The sequence below is a fragment of the Lentisalinibacter orientalis genome, assembly GCF_040706535.1.
Taxonomy (GTDB): Bacteria; Pseudomonadota; Gammaproteobacteria; order Steroidobacterales; family Woeseiaceae; genus Lentisalinibacter; species Lentisalinibacter orientalis.
Map to the genome: position 1 here is coordinate 2,057,123 of NZ_JAPDRJ010000001.1, position 18,131 is coordinate 2,075,253.

The window sequence follows — 18,131 nt, forward strand, 5'->3', positions numbered from 1 at the left end:
GGTCCCTGGAGGTGTTTTCCGATGCCGGGCAGGCCGTCTCTACTTGCCAGCCGGCACCGCGTCACCGGTATCGCCGTGTGCTGTCTCGTCGCGCTGACGGGAGTCTCCGGCTGCGGCGGTGGCGGTGGTGGCGACGGTGGTGGCGGGACTGCGCCGCCGGCGATCGTCGTCAACAGCCTGCTGGACGACGCCTCGCCTGCCAGCGGCACGGTAACCCTGCGGTCCGCGCTGGCTTCCGCGACGTCCGGACAGCCGATCACCTTCGATCCGAGTCTCGACGGCGGGACCATCGATCTGATCTTTGTGGACGAAGAGCATACGGTGCTGGTCGGCGAGGTCATGGGCTTCGATACCGCCAACAATATTTCCTACCTGGTCGGATACTTCGACCGGGACTACGGGCGATCCGCGCTGTTCGCCGACAAGGACGTCGTCATCGATGCATCGGAGCTTCCGCGGGGCATAACGCTGAACTGGGACGGTGCAGAACCGGCGCGGGTACTGGCGGTGTCCGGCGATCTGACCCTGAAGAACGTATCCGTCACCGGCGGCAACAGCGTTTTTGATGTTGCCGAGGATGTCGGCCAGCACCCGGACGACAACCAGACGTCGACGCTGGCGCGCGGCGCCGGAGTTGCCGTCTGGGGTGTCGCTACCCTGATCGACTGCGTCATCTACGACAATCATGCGGTCGGAGACGACGCCGATACGTCGCGTGACGGCGGTGCCTACGGCGGCGGTGTCTATGCGGACACCGTGCGGATGGAGAACTGCATCGTCAGCGGCAATACGGTCTACGGAGGCGGCGCAGCGGGAGGCGGCGTTTTCTCGGTCGGCGGGCGTGATACCGGGGTCGGCATCTCGTCGATCGCGCAATCGGCGATCACGGAGAACCGGATTGCCGGTTTGTTCGCCTACGGCGGCGGTGTGTACTCGGATGGAGGCGGCATCGGACTCTCGACCCGGATTCACGTCGAGAACAGCACGATCGCGAGGAATCTCGTCGAGCCGCCCGCACTGCCCGCGTTCCTTTTCGACCTGCTGGATATCGGCTACTGGCGGGGCGGCGGACTCTACATGTCCAACGGTTACATGCAGGTCCGGGGCAGCACGGTCGTGGAGAACCAGGTCTTCGGGAGACCGCGGTCGACCGAGCTCGACAAGCCGAATATGGCGGGGGGCATCGCCGCGACCATCGGCAACGCGCACGCCGTGGAGGACATGATCATCGGTCACTCCATCGTCGTCGGCAATACGGTGCACGAGATCGAAGGGATCGAACCGGGAGGCTATACGATCGGGGCGGTCTATCCCCACGACATCTTCACCGGATCCGTCTTCGAGTTCCGCAGCATGGGCTACAACCGGATCGGAACCATCGACTTCAGCCAGATTCTGGTGCCGATCGGGGAGCCGGGCTGGGCTTCACTCTCGCGCAGGCACTATCCGAAGACGAATGACGTGGATGGCGTCGCGCCGGGCGACGTACTCGGCAACGCGACGCGCTCCGCCTACATCAGTTCGTCCGGGGTGCAAGCCGATCCGTACGCGGTGCTCTATTACGATCCCGCGGGCAGCGCACTGGACCAGCTTCCGACCGGCGATTACCAGGTACGCGAAGTCCTCGGCGAGCTGGACGGAGGGCCGGATGAGGGCATGAACCCGCTGCTCCTGCCGCTGGTGCTGGATCGCATCGGCGAGAGCTACGGTCAGCCCGCCTTCGCGGCTGACTTCAGAGACTATTTCCAGGGCTACCTGTCGGATCTGGATCCGGACGCCGCGGGAACCCAGCAGTATCTCAATTGCAACGACGTAACCGTGGACACCATCGAGCAGGCATACTGGTGCGGTCCTGCGCAGACATGGCCGCAGATGGCCTACAACCATGCCTACATCGAGTTCTGGCATCATCTCGATGCGGCGCTGGCCGGCGAAATCCCCGCGGTCGACGTCGGTCAGATCGCCGGCATGGGTCCGGCGCTCGTGAACGACGACGTCTGGGTCTCGCTCTTCGGCCTCGGCCTGAGTTACTTCAACGGCATCGCGGTCCATCTCGACGAGCGGGTCGTCGGCGTCGAAGCACTCGCTTCCGACCAGCTCGGCAATCTCCGGCCGGCGGACCTCGCCGGTGACATCGGCGCGATCGAAATCGATAACTGACGGCGCGGTTCGGCCCCCTCAGGCAGGCGGCGCCATCGCGCGCCCGACCTGCACCTGGCGCACCACAATCAGGCCCAGCGCCGTGATATTCATCAGGAACGCATAGATCACGCTCGGTACCGCCAGCCCGGACACGCTCAGCAGGCTGACGGCCACCGTGATGCCCAGCGCGCTGTTCTGGATGCCGCATTCCACCGCCAGCGCGATCCGCCCGGCGGTGGGCAGGCGGCCGATCACCCCCAGCAGCGCCCCGGTCGCCATGGTCGTAACGTTCAGCACGAGGATCGCCGGACCCACCTTCGAGAAATGTTCCGTGATGCTGGGCCATTCCGTGTAGAAGGTCACGAACACGATCATCAGGAACACGGTCGTAGCCACCTTGCCGATGACCTTCGCCACGGCGGGTGCCAGCCAGCCGGCCTGATTGAACGCCAGGCCCGCCGCGACCGGCAGCAGGGTGATCAGGAACAGGCTGCCGATGGCCTGGCCCAGCGGATAGTCGACCGGCGCCGCCTGGCCGAGGAAGTGCTGCAGCGACAGACCGACGATAACCGGCACCGTGATGAACGACAGCAGGCTCGTACAGGCGGTGAGCGTGACGGACAGGGCCGTGTCGCCCCGCGACAGATCCGTGATCATCGCCGCAGTGACGCCGCCCGGACAGGCCGCGAGGATCATCAGTCCGACCGCGGCCTCCGGCGACAGATCGAACAGCAAGGCGATGCCGAACGCAGTGAGCGGCAACAGCAGCGTCTGCGCCGCCAGCCCCAGGCCCACCGCCAGCGGGAAGGTCAGCACGCGGCGGAAGTCCGCGAGGCTCAGCTTCAGTCCGAGCGCGAACATGATGAAGGCGAGGCCCGCCGGCAGCAGCGTCGAGAGCACCGGGTTCACGTGAGCTTTTCCACGATCAGCAGCACCCCCACCAGCACCTGGATCATGGCGGTCCGGCCGAGTTGCGCGTTCATGCCCGGGCCCACCGGCATGCGGGAGAACAGCGCGATCGCCCACAGGCAGACCGGCAGGGCGAGCCAGACGAAGCCGAGCGGCCGCACGCCCCAGGCGGCCGCGAGCAGCGGGAAGGGCGCCAGCAGCAGGAAGCCGTACAGCCAGCGGGAGCCGCGTGTGCCGAACCGGCCGGCCAGCGTCCTGCGGCCCGCTTTCAGATCCGCGGCCGTGTCACGGAGGTTGTTCACCAGCAGCACGGCGGCGGCATAGCTGCCGATGGCGATGCCGGTCAGCAGGACGGCGGTGCCCGGCAGCGCCTTCGCCTGCAGGTAATAGCTGCCTGCCACTGCGATCAGCCCGAAGAAGATGATCACGTACACCTCGCTGAAGGGTCCGTGCGACAGCGGCCGCGGACCCGAGGAATACGCATAACCGGCCACCAGCGAGGCGAGGCCGATGGCGAGTATCGGGATACCGCCGACGAATACCAGGTAGATGCCGGCGACGAGCGCCGCGACGAAACAGCCGACGGCAGCGCGCCGCACCTGCCCCGGTTGGGCAAGGCCGGCGCCGGTGATGCGCAACGGGCCGATGCGGTCGGGGCCGTCCGCGCCGCGCTCGCCGTCCCGCGCGTCGTTGAAGAGGTTCGTGCCTATCTGGATGAGCAGCGCGCAGGCGAGTGTGGCGGCAAAGGTCAGCCAGTCGGGACTCACGCCCCGCGCCCAGGCGAGCACGGCGCCGACCGTGACCGGCACGGCTGCCATGGTGAGTGTCCGCGGGCGCATGCCCAGCAGCCAGATGTTCGGCGGCTTCGCGGCGCTTCGCGTTCCCGGACCGTTGTGAGGCGTCGACGTCATCGGGATAAGAAATCAGAACTCGTAGCCGACCGACACCAGCAGCTCCCGCGGCCGCCCGTACACCTGCTCCACATAGGCGGCCGCGGTGTCGAAGGCCGAGTTGCCGGTGACGAGGTAGGTCTCGTCGAGGAGGTTCCGTGCCGCGACGGTAATCTCCCAGCGCCCGCCAGCCGGCACGTACGCGAGCGATGCGCTGACGAGATGGAACGCCGACTGACGGATCTGCGGGCTGTTCACCGCATCGTGGTACTCGGTGTCCTGCCACGACCAGTCTACGCGCGCGGTCGCCTCGCCCAGTCGCCCGAGCCCCAGCCGCCGGGACGTGCCTGCGGCCAGGGTCCAGGCGGGGGAGTTCGGCAGCGCATTGTCCAGGCGCACGCCCGAGTCCTGCGCCGGCTGGTTCAGCTGCCGGTATTCCGTATGCAGGCGACCCGCCGCGAAACCGATCTCCCAGTCGTCGGCCGGGAACCACTCCAGCTCGAGTTCGCCGCCGCGTACCCGGGCCGCGCCGGCGTTCACGGTCAGGGGATTGAAGGATTCGCGCACGATGATCTGCAGGTCTTCATAGTCGGCATCGAATACCGAGACGTTCACTCGCAGACGGCCGCCGGGCGACGACGCCTTCACGCCCGCCTCCAGGCTGTCGACCGTCTCCGGCCGATACGAGCTCGGCGCCCGGTCGGGGGTCGGGCCGACGAAGCGCTGATCGAATCCGCCGCTCTTGTAGCCCGTGGCGTGGGTCACATAGCCGAGTACGCCGTCGGAGAAACGGTAGCTCAGATCGATGGTGGTATCGGTCGCGTCGAAGTCGAGCTCGCTCTCGCGCAGGTGGAGGATGCGCTCGCCGGCCGCCAGCGGGCCGGTCGGCGCCAGGTAGAAACCGGCCAGCTCCGGCCAGGTCGGCGGGAAGAAGCCGGGCGCCGATCCTGCCGAGGCATCGCCGAGGGACAGCTGGTCCGGCAGATACGCCTTGCGGTCTTCCGTGTGTCGGGCGCCCACGGACAGCGCCAGTCGCCCGGTCAGGTCGAGCGTGCCGTGGGCGAACACCGCCCAGGACCGGTTGTCGTAGTAGCCGCCGCTCTGGATGGCGCCGGTCGGCACCGTCACGTCGACCAGGTTGAAACCCGACTCGTCGTAGTAGAACAGCCCGAGCACGGCGGACAGGCCGTCGTCCTCGCCCGCGAAGCGCAGCTGCAGCTCCTGGCTGAACTGCTCGTGCTCGAAGTCGTCGCGGGTGGCGAAGATATTGGCGGGCGTATTGTCGCCGTCCCGGGACGAGAACAGGGTCATCTCGCGATAGCCGGTGGTGGACCTGACCCCCCAGCGATCGTCGAGCGACCAGTCGACCGTGAGCGCCGCGCCGCCGCTGTCGAGCTCGGAGGCGACCGGGAAGGTGCCTTCCGAGACGAAAGGTCCGGGCGCCGAGTCGGCGCCGTAGCATCCCGGCGCGTTACCCGTTACCGCGCCGGGCGGCGGGAAGGTGGGCGGGCCGCTCTCCGGCGTGCCGTCGAACGCCGGATTGATGACCACGGCGTCGCAGCTCGCCAGGACGGCATTGCCGAAGGTGGCGAACGGCTGCCGGTCGTTGACGCCGCCGGAGAGCACCGGCGCACCGTTCTCGTCGATGGTCGTGTAATCGACGACGAGCGAGGCGGCGAGGGCGTCGGTCGGCTCCCAGCGTACCGCCCCGCGTGCGGACCAGCGGTCCCGGTCGCCCGTACGCAGGCCGTCGAACGGCCGCTCCACGTAGCCGTCACGCTGCAGGCGGCCGAGCGCGACGCCGGCGGCCAGTGCGTCGCTCAGGGGCAGGTTGCCGCGAAATGTCAGGTCGGTCAGGTTGTCGTTGCCCAGCCGCAGACCGACGCGGCCGGCGGTCTCCGTGAACTCCGGCAGCCGGCTGTGAACCTTGATGGCGCCGCCGATGGAATTGCGCCCGAACAGCGTGCCCTGGGGCCCGCGCAGGACCTCGACCCGCTCGACGTCGATGAGGTCCAGCACGTTACCGGGCGAGCGGCCGAGGTAGATGCCGTCCACGTACAGCGCGACGCCCGGGTCGGTGACCGGGGTGTAATCCGACTGGCCGATGCCGCGGATGAAGATCTGGCCGACCGAGCTGGAACCGGAGGAGGGCGCCGCCTTGTCGAACTGCAGGTTCGGCACCACGGCACCCAGCTGGTCCATGGCATGCACCTGCCGCGCCTCGAGTTCGCTGCCGCTCATGGCGGTGATCGAGATCGGGACCTGCTGCAGATTCTCGGTGCGGCGCCGCGCGGTCACCACGATCTCTTCGATCGGTCGCGAGTCGGGCCCGGCGCCGCCGGTGTCGTCCGGCGCCGCCACGGCAGCCGGCGCGCCGTGCACCAGCAGGGCGACGGCGGATGCGACCGCTGCGCGGGACGATAGTGGGTTCATCCGGTGAAGCCCCGACATTCGAAATCGGCGATACTAACCGCGCGGGCGGGGCGTGTCAGTGGTGACCTCTCCTTATGCGTGACCGGAGGGCGCCGGCCGCGCCGGCGATCTGCGGCCAGCGGTTCACCCGGATAGATGACAGCGTTGTCAGTTTTTGCCAGACTATCCGGGCCGGGGCGGCCCGACTATCGCACGGGGAGCACAGAAGATGAGCAAAGCCAGTTCAAGCACGTTATATCCGACTCTTGCCGAAATGGGTGTTGAGAGCCCGAAGCAGATCGCCCGCTACTACATCTCCAGCCTGAATTATGTCGATGTCCTCAGGGTCACGTACGAGCGCCCGAAGGGCTCGATACTGCCGTCGAGCCGTACCTACAAGTTCCCGCGGGTACAGGAAGACGGAGAGGGCAAGGCAGCCGGTGTCATGAGAACCCACCCGAAGCTGCGCGCGGCCCTGGAAGAGCTCGACAGCATCATGGCAGCCAAGACCAGCAAAGAGACCATCACCCAGGAGATCCTGAACGAGATCGAACTGCTGGAAGAGGACATCGCGATGCGCACCGAGTGCCTTAAGGTGCTGGTCGGCAGGATTCCGCACGCCGACTGAGCGTAACGCGACGCGCGGCGTCAGTCCCGACCCGCCCCGATCGTCGCCGCCAGGAATCTCTCCAGCGCCTCGAGCATGCGCAGCCGCGCTTCGGCGTCATACAGGTCATGCCCGCCGGCCTCGAGCCATTCGAACCGCACGTCCTTGTCCAGTCCCCTGAGCCTGTCCGCGAAGCGCTGCGCCTGATCGGGAGGCACCACCCGGTCGTCCGCCGTCTGGACGACCAGCACCGGAATATCGATCTCGCCGGCACGGTCATGGGGCGAGACGGCCGCGGCCTTCTCGTCGGACAGGCCGATCGACTTCGTCCACTCCCGTCCGCCGATGTAATTGCGGGCTTCCATGATCAGGTGAGGCAGGTCCAGGGCGCCGTTGATGCTGACGGCACAGCGGAAGAGGTCGGGTGTCCTGATCGCGCCCATCATCGCCGCGTAGCCGCCGTAGGAGCCGCCGACGATGCAGAGTCTCGCGGGGTCCGCGATACCGGCTTCCACCAGCCAGCGGGTGCCGTCGGTCACGTCGTCCTGCATCAGGCCGCCCCACTGCTGCTCGCCGGCCGCGCGCCAGGCCTCGCCGTAACCGCCGGAGCCGCGGAAATTCGGCTCGAAGACGGCATAGCCCCGGCTGGCCAGGAACTGGCGCAGGTAGTCGAAATCCCGGCTCGTCCGGACGTGGGGCCCGCCGTGGGGCAGCACCACCGTGGGCAGCGGCTCGTCTCCGGCAGCGTTTGCGGGCCGCGTCAGGTAGGCCGGAATCTCCACCCCGTCCCGGGCCTCGTAGGTCACCGGTTTCATCGGGCTCAAGGCCTCCGCGGTCAGGCCGGGGCGGGTCTCGGACACGATCGCGATCTGCCCCTTGGCGCGGTCCCACAGATAGTAGATCGTGGGCTGGGTGTCGGCGGAGGCCGCCAGGATGATCTTCTGCCGGTCTTCGCTGGCCGAGACGATCCGGTTGGTCGTGTCCTTCAGCACCCGGTCCACCGACATCTGCAGCACGCCGTACTCGTCGTCGAAGTAGTGCACCTCGGGCTCGTGGTGGGTGTAGGTGACGCCGATGGCGCGATCGCCGTTGGGCGCGAGCAGCAGGGAGGACACGTCCACCTCGGGATGCGCGAACACGGTCTCGGCGATCTCCTGGGTCTCCAGGTCGACGATCTTCAGCGCCTCGAGCCCCTCGTCGGACGGCCCGAAGACATACAGGTAGCGCCGATCGGCGGCGAATGCGCCCGGCGTATGCCCGTCGGCCGCCCACGCCAGATCTGCGCTGTCGTGCCATTCGCCGTCGGGCCCCTTGAGGGAGATCCGGAATCCGGTCAGGTCGTAGCCCCAGCCGGCGGCGATCACGTGCTCGCGGTCCACCTCCCAGTGCTGGATGCCGCGTCGGCCGCCCTGCACGATGGAATAGTCGCCGTCACGGATGTCGATCCTGCGGACTTCCGATCGGGCGTCGTGGTTGCCGTCCACCGCCACCAGTATGTGGTGAGGCTCGTCCGGCAGCCAGCTCACGATGTCGTCCTGGATCTGCGGCGGCGCGAGCTCACGGCTGGCGACGCGGCTGCCCACCGGCACTTCCGTGTCCGGCTTGACGATGAAGGCGAAGTCCGAGCCGTCGCTGTCGATCGCGGCCAGCCGGGTCTCCTGGGTCTCGACCGTGCGCCGCGCTGCGGCGAAGCCGATGGAAAAGACCAGCCGGTCGTTATTCGCCCATTCCACCCAGAGGTAGCGAAAGTCCTGGCCGGCGGGCACGGTCACCAGTCCGCTGCCGTCGAGCCCCTGGATGATCAGGGTCGGCTCGCCGTCGAGCAGCCGGAAATAGGCGAGCTTGTCTCCGTCCGGTGAGATCCTCGGGTGTTCGATCGCCGGCAGGCGCGCGAATGCCTCGGCGGGGGGCGCGGCGGGCGACGCCGGAGATTCGTGCAGCGGGTAAACGACAGCCATGAACGTCATGGCTGCGACGGCCTTCATCGATATGCTCATTGTGATCCCCCCGGTCGACGCGTCCCTGTCCGATCTTCTGGATACCAGATTCGGGCCCCGCTGGTAAACTCGCCGGACCATGAAGCGCAATGAATTCGAAGGCGTGGTCCGCGAGGCCATCGACGGTCTGCCCGACTGGGTGCGCGACGCCCTGCACAACATCGACGTGATGGTGATGGACGAGGCGGACGAGGAGCTGGACCCGGAGGGCGGCGGGCTGCTCGGCCTGTACGTCGGCATCCCTCTCACCGAGCGCAGCGTCGAAGACGTGGCGGAGCTGCCGGACATCGTCTACATCTTCCGCAACCCCCATCTGGAGATGGGCCTGCCGCGCGACGAGCTGCTGATGGAGATCCGCAAGACCCTGCTGCACGAGATCGCCCACTACTTCGGCATCGACGACGATCACCTGGACGAGATCGGTTATGCCTGACCGTCGCCGTCCATGACGCTTCCGCCCCGCGGCCGGCGGGCCCGGACCTTCGAGGAGTTCGCCGCCGCGCTGGAGACGCTGGTCAGCGACCAGGGCGTCGCCCGGGGCATGGCCTTTCGGCCGCGGCCGGACGACGTGATCATCACGCCCTTCGCCAAGTCCGGCACCACCTGGCTGCAGCAGATCGTCCACACGCTGCGCACCGGCGGCGACGAGGACTTCGACGACATCTCGGCGGTGGTGCCCTGGATCGAAACGGCTCACGACGTCGGCATCGACCTGGATGCCGCCCAGCGCGCGGAGCCCCGCGCGTTCAAGAGCCACCTGCCGGCCGACCGCGTGCCGGCCGGCGCCCGCTACATCGTCAGCGTGCGCAATCCCGGCGACGCGCTGGTCTCCATGTACCACTTCATGGAGGGCTGGTTCTTCGAGCCCGGCACGATCGACATGGAGACCTTCGCCCGTGGCAAGTTCCTGCCGCGCGGCGAGGGGCGGGACTACTGGCATCATCTCGCCTCCTGGTGGCCGAGGCGCGACGACGGCGACGTACTGCTGCTCTGCTACGAGGGCATGCGGGCGGATCGAGCCGGCACCGTCCGGCGTATCGCGGAGTTCATTGGCGTCGCCCTCGACGATGCGTTGCTGGACCTCACCCTCGAGCGCTCGTCCATGGAGTACATGCTGGCCCACCGCCACCGCTACGACGACCGTCTGATGCGCGAACTGAGCGAACGCCGCATCGGGCTGCCCGAGGGCAGCGACTCCGCCAAGGTGCGCCGGGGAGAGACCGGCGCCCACAAGCGCGAGCTGACACCGGCGATCGAAGGCGAACTGGCGCGGAGCTGGGCGGAGGAGATTACGGCCCGCTGCGGGCTCGCGGACTACGATGCTTTCGTGAATGCGATGACGGTCCGCTAGGCTTGGCGGCGCTGGGCGCCCGACTCAGCTGTTTCGTCGCACGCGTGGCCGGATATCGCTGGGTCGTTCACCGTAGTGCTGCTTGAAGCGACGACAGAAGTGGGCGGGATCGCCGAACCCCCAGTCGAGCGCTATCTCGGCAATGGTGCGGTGGGTCATTGAGGGGTTCATGAGATCGCGACGGCAACGCTCGAGGCGTTCTTCCTGAATATAACGGGACACCGTCCTGCCCGTCGAGCGGAACAGCCAATGCAAATACCTTTTCGAGATCTTGTTGGCGGCGGCGATCGCGGTCACCGACAGGTCCGGCTTGTCGAGATTCCGCTCAATGAACGCCTCGACGCCTCGTAACTGGATCTGTCGCAGCGAGACGTCCCGGTGTTCCGGCTGTCCGGAAGCAATCGTCCCGACCAGAAGGGCCATGGTTGCCTCCGAGAGAGCATCGCTGTCCACCTGGCAGTCGCTGAAGTCGGAACTCGCAAGAGACAGCACGTACGACTTTAGTAGCGTCCCCATTGGCGATTCCGCAGGAATCCGGCGTGGGATACTATGCCATCCGCGGGGCAGCCAGCGCTGCAGACTGCTGAGCGGCAGGATGACCGAGATCTTGTGGAGATCTTTCCGGACATCGAAGGACATCGGTCGTGTGCTGTCCCAGATCATTATGTCCCCTGCGCCCAGCAGGTAGTCGTTTCCGCTGAAGTGGATATGTTCCTCGCCGGCCAGCGTCAGCTGGATGGCGAGGATTTCCTGCTCGTTGCGGGAGATATCTCCGCGTCCTCTCTGGCCTCCGCACGGATCGCACAAGCAGTCGGCGACGCTGAACTGCCCGAAGTTCTTGATAGTAATTGCGGCTGAGAATTCCTTGCCACGGAATACTGGCACGTTCCAGGAGCCGTAGGTCTGATTCAGGACATCCACCCACGCGTCGTAACGCTCGCCCGACGAATGCTCGTCGACGCTCCAGCTGACGGTCTCAGGACTCATGGTTCCTCTCCCCCCGGGGTAACCGCTATCCCGTACGCCGATAAAGCGAAGTGAGACTTCCCCGTAGAACCGGGTTAACCGTCCATCGCTTTAACAGGCTGTCTAACTCTATGAAATATTTGACGAAAAATCCCTGATTTCGTCTTCAACGCTTCGAGTATACATCAGGGCCTGTGGAAAATACGTATGCGTTTGCGCTCTCGGTCAAGTGCGCCTGCTCGCAGAGGCAACCGGCGCCAGCCGTATCTCCGCTAATGTGCTGAGAAGCATTTGCGAAAGCGAACGAGAATCAAGAGGGCGCGGCCATGGGCTGTTTGCGTATCCGCAACGCCGCGCTCGCGGCCAGTTTCGCGGCGGCAGGAGGGGGAGAAATGAACGGATTGATGCTTGGCTATAACAGTGCGGGAGAATGCTGCATCCGGCGGTCTGCACAAAGTGGATTCGACCGCAAACCGGCGAGTGTTGTGGCGCTGATTGTCGTCGGGGCGCTCGCTTCGACATTGCCGGTCAGCGAATCTGCGGTCGCGCAGGAGGGTGCGGTCATCGACGAGATCAAGGTGACCGCGCGCAAGCGTGAGGAAAGCCTGCTGGAGGTGCCCGAGACGGTTACCGCCTTTTCGGAACAGCAGATCGAGCGTGCGAGTATCGACGATCTCGGCGATATCGGTCTTCTGGTTCCCAATCTGTACATGACCCGCCGCCTGGACGGGTTCCCGAACGTCTCGGTGCGCGGTATGGGTGCGTTCGGAAATACGCAGGGCGTGGGCTTCTATCTGGACGATGTGCAACTTTTTTCGGACGCCTCATCCCGTTTCGGTGATCTGGAAAGGATCGAGGTCCTGAAAGGTCCTCAGGGCATTCTCTACGGCGGTTCGAATATCGGCGGGGCAATCAAATTCGTATCGACACGGCCGGATCCGAGTGCATTTGGCGGCAGCGCCAAACTCCGGGCCGGGGAAGACAGCTATTTCGACGGGTCGGTTCAGCTTAATGTACCGCTTGGCGACGGCTGGGCGGCCAGATTCTTCGGATTCTCCATGACTGATGATTCCTATCTGGTCAACCCTGATACGGCGCTCTTGTCCGGCGACGTGATCCCGAGCGATCCCGATGTCGGCAAGACGGAGGAGTCCGGGGCGCGCCTCACCCTTTCCGGGTCCCTGACCGATCGCCTGTCGCTGTATGCGACGGCTCGCTACAACACGCTCGACGGCCCCAACAATGTCTGGATACGCGAACTGGACGGAGACCTGGAGCATTCGAACGTCGTCGATACCAGCTTCAACCCCCGGCACGATCGCGACACCGTCGGTCTCAGTCTCGAGCTCACCTACCAGCTGGACTCGATAGCGATCACGTCTATCAGCTCGTACACCAACACGGACTCGAAGCGTGAGACCGATCTCGATATCTCCAACGAGTTCATACTCGATCTGTTCAGGCCGCAAGAGCTGGATGTGGTCACGCAGGAGTTGCGCTTCAGCTCGACGGGCGATGGCGCGCTGCAGTGGCAGGCTGGTGTCTATGCCCTGAACTACGATCGTGATCTCGACGGGGAGTTGCTCGTCCGCGGCGGTTTCTGCTTCCTCGATCCGGGCGTCTGCGATCCGCTGCCCGGGCCTGAAGCGGCTGAGCTTCTGGTAGCGCTGCCTTTCGAATTCAGCCGGCGCGAGCGCGAGCAGCGTGCCGCATTCGCCAACTTCCAATACGAGCTCTCGGAGCAGTTCGAGTTCAGTGCCGGCGTTCGTCTTGACCGATGGGAAAGCAGCCGCCGGAATCTCGACAGCGGACTGTCTGGCAGCCAGTCGGAGACTGAAGTGCTGGGCCGCGCCTCGCTCGCCTGGTTCCCGAATCCGGGGCAAACGATGGTCTACGGCACGATCTCCCAAGGCTTCGAGCCCGGTGATTTCAACCTGACGAATTTCGCGGGCGAGGACACGCTGTTCGGCTACGGGCCGGAAGAAGCGACCCAGTTCGAACTCGGATACAAGGACAGGCTTGCGAATGATCGGATCGCATTATCGCTGGCCGCCTTCTACATCGACTACAAGGACCGTCAGTTCGAACTCCAGGCGAGCGATCCCACGGGCGGTTTCGTCGAGGGCATCATCAATGCCGGTGATTCGACGCAGTGGGGCTTCGAGGGTGACCTCCAGTGGTACCTAGGCGATGCCTGGACCGCATCATTGGGGTTCGGATACGTCAATGCGGAATGGGACGACGGGACGGTTTCGCCCGTCTCCGGAGCGGATCTGTCGGGGGAGACGCCACCGAATACGGCCGACTGGAGTCTGACGGCCGCTCTGGATTACAGCCGGGACCTCTCGGCGGAAAGCCGAATGTTCGGTCGTGTGCAGCTCCGCTACAAATCCGATTCTGCAACGAACTCCCAGTTCTTCGACGTCCCGGGGGATGCATTCCCTGCCTGGGATAACCCCAGCTTTACGGTCGTAGACGTCACGGCAGGCATGGAGTGGCGCGACTGGACCTTCGATATTTACGTCGAGAATCTCTTCGATGAGGAGTACTACATCGACGTGCAGGAGTTTCCGAACTTCGCGGGATCATCGCTGCCCACCGCTCAGGGGTCTGTCGTGATCGGAACGCTGGAGCAACCGCGACGGGTTGTCGTGTCGGCACGTTACGCGTTCTGAACTCCTGGCTCGCAACGACCTGTCCAGTGGAATCGGCAAGGAGGTAGAGGAGATGTCAGATGTAGCCTCGGACACAAGTTCGCGCTATGGGATCGAAGAGGGGAAGGTCACTTCGAGTCCCGAGACCAGCGGCTACGTGATGAATCAGACGATGCTGCGCATACGCGACCCTGAACGCTCGCTCGGTTTCTACACCGGGGTTCTGGGCATGACGCTGCTCAAGCGACTCGATTTCCCCGAGATGAGATTCTCGCTGTATTTCGTCGGTTACGTCCGACCCGGCGACGAGGAGGTTCCCGCCGACGCGAAAGAGCGTACTGCCTACACGTTCCGCCAGCCTGCTCTCGTCGAACTCACCCACAACTGGGGCACGGAGGATGACGAGGATTTCGCGGGCTATCACGACGGTAACAAGGAGCCGCAGGGATTCGGTCATATCGGGTTGTCGGTACCTGACGTGCAGGCGGCGTGCGATCGCTTCGATTCGCTCGGCGTCGAATACGTGAAGCGACCGGAGGACGGCAAGATGAAAGGACTGGCTTTTATAAAGGACCCCGACGGCTACTGGATCGAGATCCTCGAGGCGAACAGCCTCGCCGAACTCGCAGCCGACATGGGAAGGATTTGACGATGTCGCTCAGGCATCCGAGCAGGTGACAGGAATAGGAGACTGACAAATGAGTAATCCCGAACACATGGACCCGGTCAAGGGTCGATACGTGCAGATGGATCAGGTGGACTGGGTCGATTTTCCGACCGCTCTCAGCGACGGCGGGATTCGCTGGAAACTCCTGAATGTCTCGCCGGAGATGGGAGCCTGGACGGCCATCTTCGATTGTCCGAAAGGTTCATCTTTTGCGCCCCACGTACATATCGGGCCCGGCGAATATTTCCTGACCAAGGGCCGGATGGACGTGCGCGGAGGCGCCGGCGATGGTGGCGAGACTGCGGTGGCGCCGGGATATGGCTACGAGGCCTGCCAGGCGCTGCACATGAAGACCTATTTCCCCGAGGACAGCGAGTTCTACATGACGTTCCTCGGTCCACTGAACTTCGTCGATGACGACGGCAACACCGTTGCGCTCGTCACCTGGAAAGTAGCCCAGGATGCCTGGGAGGCATCGACGGGCGGCTGAGCAGCCGGCGGCCGGTATGGTTCGGCCGCGTGGACCAAGAGAATGAGGCCTGTCGCGAGCGGCGGGGGCCGCGGCGCGATCCGCCGACGGCCCGCGCCGCCTTCACTTGTACTCCCGCGGAGGCTCGTGGAAACTGCCGGGCATTATGAAAATCGCCATCGTCGGGGCCGGCATCAGCGGTCTCACCACTGCCTTCTATGTCAAACGCGCCCGGCCGGACTGGGAACTGACGATATTCGACGCCGAACCCGTCCCGGGCGGGACCATGTACACGGCAGACGTGGAGGGTTTCCGCTTCGAGGCGGGCGGCAATGGTTTTCTCTCCAACAAGCCGGACAGCCAGCAGCTGGTGGAGGATGCCGGCGCGGATCACCTCCTGCTGCCCAGTTCCGATCTCGCGCGGCGACGATTCATCTACAAGGACGGCCTGCATCCGCTGCCGGAATCGCCTCCCGCCTTCCTGAAGACGAAGCTGATCGGCTGGCCGGCCAAGCTGCGGGTGGCCATGGAGCCGCTGGTCCCGCGGCGGAAGAAGACGACGCCGGAGACGCTGCAGCAGTTCGGCTATCGGCGCCTCGGCAAGGGCTTCACCGACGTCTTCCTGGACGCGATGGTGGCCGGCATCTATGCGACGACACCCGACAAGGTCTCCGTCGAGGCCGCTTTCCCGCTGGTGGTGGCGCTGGAGCGTGAGCACGGCGGACTCTTCCGCGGCATGCTGGCGCGGCGCAAGAAGCAGGCGGGCCCCGGCGGCATCCTGATGAGCTTCAAGGGTGGGGTGAGCGCGCTGATCGGGCACCTGCATGAGATCATCGACGCGGAATGGCGCCTGGGCGAGCCGGTGACCGGGGTGTTGCGCCAGGGTGAACAGGCTAGCGGCGGTAACCGTGGCAGTCGCTACGTGCTGCGCACGCCGTCCGACACCCCGGAATTCGACCGTGTGGTGATCGCCTCGCCGTCCTACGCGGCGGCGGAGATGGTGAAAGACCTCGACGCCGGACTGGGCAAGCGTATCGGCGCGATCGGGTACTCGCCGGTGGCGGTCGTCGGGCTCGGCTACCGGCAGCTGGATCGGGAACTGCCGGGCTTCGGGCTGTTGACGACCACCAGCGCGAAACTGCCCGTGCTGGGCGTGCTGTGGGACAGCAGTATTTTTCCGGACCGGGCGCCGGAGGGCGGCCGGATACTCCGGCTCATCATCGGCGGTCAGCGCAACCCGGAACTCGTCGACCAGGACGAACAGGGTCTGGTCCGCACTGCGCTCGAGGGCGTGCGTGCCACCATGGGCCTGACCGACGACCCGGAGGTCACCTACGTGAAGCGCTGGCCCCGCGGCATCCCGAGTTATGCGCCCGGGCACATCGCGCGCGTGGATGCCATCTTCGAGCGGCTCGCGAGCCACCGGGGGCTCTATCTGAACAGCAATGCCTATCGCGGCATCGCGATGAACGACTGCGTGCGCAACGGCAGACTGCTGGCCGAGCGCATCGTCGGGGAGGGCGGCTGAACATGGCGAGGGATGCTGCATTGCTGTCGTTGCTGGCCTGTCCGCGCTGCGACCGGTCCCTCGAGGCCGACGGCGATTCGCTGCGCTGCCCGGGCTGCGACACCGGCTTCCCGTCGCTCGCCGACGTGCCCTGGCTGTTCGCGGACCCGGACACTGCGCTGGCGGAGTGGCGTCAGCGCTTCGACTTCGCGCTGACGGATATCGCGAAGGACGAGCAGGCGGCCGTGGCCGCACTGGAGAAGGGCGGGCTGCTCGCGTCGACCGAGCGCCGGCTTCGCCGTCAGGTCGAGGCCTGGCGCGCTCACGCCGAAGAGCTGAAGTCCCTGCTCGCGCCGCTGGGCGCGGGTGCCTCCGAGGCGACCTACGAGACGCATCTGGCGCTGCGCACCCGCCTGCCGACGGAGGTCGGCCTGACCGCCTACTATTCGAACCTCCACCGGGACTGGGCCTGGGGCGACGAGGAGAACCGGCAGTCGCTCGAGGCGGTGGCCGGGGCGCTGGGCGGCCAGGCGCCCGGCCGCATGCTGGTACTCGGCGCCGGCGCGGGCCGGCTTGCTTACGACCTGCATCAAACGCTTGCCCCCGAGCTCACCGTCGCCCTGGACTTCAATCCGCTGCTCGTGCTGGCTGCGGCGAAGCTCAGCGCCGGCGAGACCGTATCCCTGCACGAGTTCCCGATCGCGCCGCGCCGGGTCGGGGACGTGGCGGTGGCACGGGAACTGGCGGCGCCGGAGGCGGCGCGCCCGGGTCTGCAGCACGTCCTGGCGAGCGCGCTCAGGCCGCCTTTCCGCGCGGGCGCCTTCGACACCGTCGTCACTCCCTGGCTGGTGGACGTGCTGCCCGAGGACCTCGCCGTGCAGGCGGCACGCTGGAACCGTCTGCTTGCCGCCGGCGGCCGCTGGGTCTGGTTTGGCTCGGCGGCCTTCCGCACGCCGTCGCCGGAGCGTAACTACAGCCTCGAGGAGGCGCTGGAGATCATTGCTGTGGCGGGTTTCGGCGAACCGTCCGTGACCGAGCGGGAGATTCCCTACATGGACTCGCCGCTGAGCCGCCACGGCCGCCGCGAGCAGGTGGTCACCGTCGTCGCGGAGAAGACTGCAGAGGTCGAGCGGCCGCCCCGCCACAAGGCGCTGCCGGACTGGCTGGTGGTGGGCTCCGAGCCCGTGCCGGCACTGGAGAACTTCCGCATGCAGGCGGTCTCCACGCGCGTGCATGCGTTCATCATGAGCATGATCGACGGCCGACGCTCCATCGCCGACATGGCGAAGCTGATGGAAGAGAAGCGGCTCATGACCCGGGCCGAGGCCGAGAACGCGATCCGTGGCTTCTTCATCCGCATGTACGAGGACAGCCAGCGGCCGCCGCCGCTCTGATCGCCCATCTGATCGGGCCTGTAGGAGGGCCTTCAGGCCCGATTGAATAATGAATCGGGGCTAAAGCCCCTCCCACAGGCTAAAGCCTCTCCCACGGGCACCCGGTAGGAGGGCCTTCAGGCCCGACCAGGGGCAGACAGCGGGCTGTGGTAGCATCGCCCGCACC

General features: G+C 66.0%; 14 protein-coding genes. 9 read left to right on the forward strand and 5 right to left on the reverse strand.

Annotated features, from left to right (window positions below):
* Positions 1-21 precede the first annotated feature (21 nt).
* A complete protein-coding gene (locus tag ACJMK0_RS09095; protein ID WP_405237574.1) occupies positions 22-2,160 on the forward strand; it encodes a hypothetical protein in 2,139 nt (712 codons plus the stop codon).
* Between the two features lie 18 nt (positions 2,161-2,178).
* On the opposite strand, the gene ACJMK0_RS09100 is transcribed toward ACJMK0_RS09095, so the two are convergent.
* The 3 genes from ACJMK0_RS09100 to ACJMK0_RS09110 are packed head-to-tail and all read right to left on the reverse strand — an operon-like array spanning position 2,179 to position 6,374.
* On the reverse strand, positions 2,179-3,051 hold the full coding sequence (locus ACJMK0_RS09100; protein ID WP_405237576.1) for a bile acid:sodium symporter family protein: 873 nt from the start codon (positions 3,049-3,051) through the stop codon (positions 2,179-2,181).
* Positions 3,048-3,962 (reverse strand): 1,4-dihydroxy-2-naphthoate octaprenyltransferase, encoded by a 915-nt coding sequence (gene menA, locus ACJMK0_RS09105; RefSeq protein WP_405237578.1) that lies wholly within the window; start codon positions 3,960-3,962, stop codon positions 3,048-3,050. The genes ACJMK0_RS09100 and menA overlap by 4 nt, the downstream gene beginning before the upstream one ends.
* Positions 3,963-3,974: 12 nt before the next feature.
* Positions 3,975-6,374, reverse strand: a complete 2,400-nt coding sequence (locus ACJMK0_RS09110; protein WP_405237580.1) for a TonB-dependent receptor — start codon at positions 6,372-6,374, stop codon at positions 3,975-3,977.
* Positions 6,375-6,582: 208 nt separating this feature from the next.
* On the opposite strand from ACJMK0_RS09110, the gene ACJMK0_RS09115 reads away from it, so the two are divergent.
* A complete protein-coding gene (locus tag ACJMK0_RS09115; protein ID WP_405237582.1) occupies positions 6,583-6,981 on the forward strand; it encodes a DUF3461 family protein in 399 nt (132 codons plus the stop codon).
* Between the two features lie 20 nt (positions 6,982-7,001).
* Here the strand turns inward: ACJMK0_RS09115 and ACJMK0_RS09120 are convergent, their stop codons facing one another.
* Complete coding sequence (locus ACJMK0_RS09120; RefSeq protein WP_405237584.1) at positions 7,002-8,945, reverse strand: S9 family peptidase; 1,944 nt, start codon at positions 8,943-8,945, stop codon at positions 7,002-7,004.
* Between the two features lie 91 nt (positions 8,946-9,036).
* On the opposite strand from ACJMK0_RS09120, the gene ACJMK0_RS09125 reads away from it, so the two are divergent.
* Positions 9,037-9,390 (forward strand): metallopeptidase family protein, encoded by a 354-nt coding sequence (locus tag ACJMK0_RS09125; protein WP_405224100.1) that lies wholly within the window; start codon positions 9,037-9,039, stop codon positions 9,388-9,390.
* Between the two features lie 12 nt (positions 9,391-9,402).
* A complete protein-coding gene (locus ACJMK0_RS09130; RefSeq protein WP_405237586.1) occupies positions 9,403-10,308 on the forward strand; it encodes a sulfotransferase domain-containing protein in 906 nt (301 codons plus the stop codon).
* 24 nt (positions 10,309-10,332) lie between these two features.
* Here the strand turns inward: ACJMK0_RS09130 and ACJMK0_RS09135 are convergent, their stop codons facing one another.
* The gene (locus ACJMK0_RS09135; protein WP_405237588.1) at positions 10,333-11,295 is read right to left on the reverse strand and encodes a helix-turn-helix domain-containing protein; all 963 of its coding nucleotides are present in this window, start codon (positions 11,293-11,295) and stop codon (positions 10,333-10,335) included.
* Between the two features lie 305 nt (positions 11,296-11,600).
* Between ACJMK0_RS09135 and ACJMK0_RS09140 the strand changes: the two genes are divergently transcribed.
* The 5 genes from ACJMK0_RS09140 (at position 11,601) to ACJMK0_RS09160 (ending at position 17,965) form a co-directional block, all read left to right on the forward strand.
* On the forward strand, positions 11,601-13,949 hold the full coding sequence (locus ACJMK0_RS09140; RefSeq protein WP_405237589.1) for a TonB-dependent receptor: 2,349 nt from the start codon (positions 11,601-11,603) through the stop codon (positions 13,947-13,949).
* Between the two features lie 139 nt (positions 13,950-14,088).
* Positions 14,089-14,577, forward strand: a complete 489-nt coding sequence (gene gloA / locus ACJMK0_RS09145; protein WP_405237933.1) for a lactoylglutathione lyase — start codon at positions 14,089-14,091, stop codon at positions 14,575-14,577.
* Between the two features lie 49 nt (positions 14,578-14,626).
* Positions 14,627-15,085 (forward strand): cupin domain-containing protein, encoded by a 459-nt coding sequence (locus ACJMK0_RS09150; protein ID WP_405237591.1) that lies wholly within the window; start codon positions 14,627-14,629, stop codon positions 15,083-15,085.
* Positions 15,086-15,230: 145 nt separating this feature from the next.
* Positions 15,231-16,592 (forward strand): protoporphyrinogen oxidase, encoded by a 1,362-nt coding sequence (gene hemG / locus ACJMK0_RS09155; protein ID WP_405237593.1) that lies wholly within the window; start codon positions 15,231-15,233, stop codon positions 16,590-16,592.
* Positions 16,593-16,594: 2 nt separating this feature from the next.
* Positions 16,595-17,965 (forward strand): hypothetical protein, encoded by a 1,371-nt coding sequence (locus ACJMK0_RS09160; RefSeq protein ID WP_405237595.1) that lies wholly within the window; start codon positions 16,595-16,597, stop codon positions 17,963-17,965.
* The last annotated feature ends 166 nt before the right edge of the window (positions 17,966-18,131 follow it).